This is a genomic window from Shewanella sp. 2_MG-2023, assembly GCF_030548905.1.
In the GTDB taxonomy this organism is placed as follows: Bacteria; Pseudomonadota; Gammaproteobacteria; order Enterobacterales; family Shewanellaceae; genus Shewanella; species Shewanella electrodiphila.
Genome location: NZ_JAUOSO010000051.1, coordinates 1 through 767, shown reverse-complemented (window position 1 = coordinate 767; position 767 = coordinate 1). Strand labels below are relative to the sequence as shown.

The window sequence follows — 767 nt, the reverse complement described above, 5'->3', positions numbered from 1 at the left end:
GGCACAGTCCAAGTCATCACTGGCGTCACTGTTGATGCCAATGGCGATTACAGCATTGATGGCGTGGATATTTCAGGTTTAGTTGATGGCGACATTACCGTTGATGCCTCAGCTGTCGATCAAAACGGTCAAACCGTGACTGACGCTGACACCGACAATATGGATGCGACTGCGGGTTCTATTGATGTAGCCCTCACCATCAATGACGGCGCTGAAACCGCTGACATTTCAGGTACCACTACTGATGTCGCGCCAAACAGCACAGTCACGCTAACCCTGACTGATAGCGCTGGCACAGTGCAAATCATCACTGGCGTCACTGTAGATGCCAATGGCGATTACAGTATTGATGGCGTGGATATTTCAGGCTTAGTTGATGGCGACATCACCGTTGACGCATCAGCAGTCGACCAAAACGGTCAAACCGTCACGGATGCTGACACCGACAACATGGATGCGACTGCGGGTTCTATTGATGTAGCCCTCACCATCAATGACGGCGCTGAAACCGCTGACATTTCAGGTACCACTACTGATGTCGCGCCAAACAGCACAGTCACGCTAACCCTGACTGATAGCGCTGGCACAGTGCAAATCATCACTGGCGTCACTGTAGATGCCAATGGCGATTACAGTATTGATGGCGTGGATATTTCAGGCTTAGTTGATGGCGACATCACCGTTGACGCATCAGCAGTCGACCAAAACGGTCAAACCGTCACGGATGCTGACACCGACAACATGGATGCCACTGCGGGCTCTATCGA

The 767-nt window shown here is 51.6% G+C and carries 1 pseudogene; it reads left to right on the top strand.

Annotation, left to right across the window (positions count from 1 at the left end):
• A pseudogene (locus Q4600_RS21125) lies at window positions 1-767 on the top strand (RTX toxin); the annotation flags it as partial.